This is a genomic window from Actinacidiphila sp. bgisy145 (genome assembly GCF_057708125.1).
The window spans coordinates 1-2605 of record NZ_JBYIRL010000100.1; the positions used below are offsets into that span (position 1 = coordinate 1).

The following is a 2605-nucleotide window of genomic DNA, read 5'->3' on the forward strand; positions in this document are numbered from 1 at the left end:
ATGCTCGCGTCCACTGTTTGGTTCCCGGGTTGCGAACAGTCGTATCCGGTGAACATTCAACTGAAAAGTGTGCTTGTTCGCTCGGACTCTGTCGAAATCCCGTACATGCGGGATGACCCGATAGTGTTTCGGTGGTCATAGCGTTAGGGAAACGCCCGGTTACATTCCGAACCCGGAAGCTAAGCCTTTCAGCGCCGATGGTACTGCAGGGGGGACCCTGTGGGAGAGTAGGACGCCGCCGAACAATCTTTCTGGACCCTTGGTCCTGGCCTGAGCGCTGGGACCAGGGGTCCTTTTTGTTTTCCGCGCAGCGCGCCTCCCCGGCCGCTACGCGAGACTTGAACCACAGCAGTACGATCCGACAGGAGTCACGTCGATGCCCAACGCACCCGAAGACCGACCCGAACGCGGCGAACACCGCCGCGAGGATCGGCGTGATGACCGTCGAGACGACCGTCCCCGTCGTGATGACCACCGCGGTGGCGGGTTCCGCCGTGACGACCGGCGTGATGACCGTCTGCGGTACGACCGCCCGCGCGATGACCGTCAGGGTGGCGGCGGTTTCCGTCGGGACGACCGTCCTGGTGGGGGCGGTGGGTTCCGTCGTGATGACCGTGGTGACCGTCCGCGCTATGACCGTCCCCGTGATGACCGCCCCCGCGATGATCGGCGTGATGACCGTCCGCGTGGTCCGCGTCGGGACGACGACCGCGGTGGCTTCCGTCGGGACGACCGTCCTGGTGGGGGCGGTGGGTTCCGTCGTGATGACCGCGGTGACCGTCCGCGCTTCGACCGTCCCCGTGATGACCGCCCCCGCGATGATCGCCGTGACGATCGTCCGCGTGGTCCGCGTCGGGACGACGACCGCGGTGGCTTCCGTCGGGACGACCGTCCCGGTGGGGGCGGCGGGTTCCGCCGAGACGACCGGCGTGACGACCGTCCGCGGTACGACCGCCCCCGCGATGACCGCCAGGGTGGCGGCGGGTTCCGCCGTGACGACCGTGGTGACCGTCCGCGCTATGACCGTCCCCGTGACGACCGCCCCCGCGATGATCGCCGTGATGACCGTCCGCGTGGTCCGCGTCGGGACGACGACCGCGGTGGTTTCCGTCGGGACGACCGCCGTGACGACCGTCCGCGTGGTCCGCGTCGGGAGGACGACCGGGGTGGCTTCCGCAGGGATGACCGGCGTGACGACCGTCCGCGCTTCGACCGTCCCCGTGACGACCGGCGTGACGACCGGCGCGACGACCGCCCGGGCGGCGGCTTCCGCCGTGACGACCGCCGCGATGACCGTCCGCGTGGTCCGCGTCGGGAGGACGACCGGGGTGGCTTCCGCAGGGATGACCGGCGCGATGACCGGCGTGACGACCGTCCGCGTGGTCCGCGGCGCGACGACGACCGGGACCGCGGGCACGGTCGGCGCCCGGTGGTGCAGGGCCGCGGCCGGTTCGAGAGCCGCGGTGGCCGCGACGAGCGCCGTGACGACCGCGAGCCCATCAGGCGGCTGCCGATCCCGGACGAGGTCACCGGCCAGGAGATCGACCCGAGCGTGCGGCAGGAGCTGATGAGCCTGCCCAAGACGCTCGCGGAGGACGTGGCGCGCAACCTGGTGATGGTCGCGCGGCTGCTGGACGAGGACCCGGAGCAGGCGTACGCGTACTCGCGGGTGGCGCTGCGGCTCGCCTCGCGCGTCGCCGCGGTGCGGGAGGCGGCGGGCTTCGCGTCGTACGCCACCGAGCGGTACTCGGAGGCGCTGGCGGAGTTCCGCACCACGCGCCGGATGACCGGGACGGTGGACCTGTGGCCGGTGATGGCCGACTGCGAGCGCGGGCTCGGCCGGCCCGAGCGGGCGCTGGAGATGGCCGGGGCGCCCGAGGTGCACAAGCTGGACAAGGCCGGGCAGGTCGAGATGCGGTTGGTCGCGGCCGGCGCCCGCCAGGACCTCGGCCAGGCCGAGGCCGCAGTGGTGACCCTGCAGAGCCCGGAGCTGGCGGCGAACGCCATCCACCCGTGGACCGCCCGGCTGCGGTACGCCTACGCGGACGCGCTGCTGGCGGTCGGCCGCGAGAGCGAGGCCCGCGAGTGGTTCGCCAAGGCGCTGGAGGCCGACCACAACGGGACGACCGACGCGTCCGACCGGCTCGCCCAGCTCGACGGTGTCGCGTTCGTGGACGCCTTCGACGAGGGGGACGAGGACAGTGGCGCGGACGGTGACGCGGACGAGGCCGAGGCGCCGACCGGCGGCGCGGCCGAGCCGGCCGAGGACGACGACCTGACCGACGAGGTCGTGGTCGACGGCTCTGACGCGGATGACGCGGACGACGAGGACGAGGACACGGACGACGACGAGGTCTCGTCGCACGCCGAGCCCGCGGCCGAGGAAGCCGACAGCGCGGCGGACGACGCGGACGACACGGATGACGCGGCCGACGCCGCGGAGGCCGACGCCTCCGACAAGGCCGACGACGAGAAGCCGGCCGACCCGTCCTCCTTCCTCGACTCGCCGTTCCGCGCCCCGGCACCGTCGGACCGCGAGGACGACTGACCGGTAGGCGCCACCAGCAGGACCGGGGGGGGGGGGGGGGGGGGGGGAGGGGGGGGG

1 protein-coding gene, 1 rRNA gene and 1 pseudogene are annotated in these 2605 nt (G+C 72.5%); all 3 read left to right on the forward strand.

Annotated elements, in window-relative coordinates:
• Positions 1-127 precede the first annotated feature (127 nt).
• A 5S ribosomal RNA gene (rrf, locus tag AC3ERT_RS36440) occupies positions 128-244 on the forward strand.
• Between the two features lie 193 nt (positions 245-437).
• A complete protein-coding gene (locus tag AC3ERT_RS36445; protein ID WP_435179460.1) occupies positions 438-1568 on the forward strand; it encodes a hypothetical protein in 1131 nt (376 codons plus the stop codon).
• Positions 1553-2222 (forward strand): annotated as a pseudogene (locus AC3ERT_RS36450) (hypothetical protein); the annotation flags it as partial. The gene AC3ERT_RS36445 and the pseudogene AC3ERT_RS36450, both read left to right, overlap by 16 nt.
• Between the last annotated feature and the right edge of the window lie 383 nt (positions 2223-2605).

What these genes read in the sequence shown, in the direction of transcription:
- AC3ERT_RS36445 (WP_435179460.1), top strand. Translation starts at nt 438, where the DNA reads ATGACCGTCGAGACGACCGTCCCCGTCGTGATGACCACCGCGGTGGCG.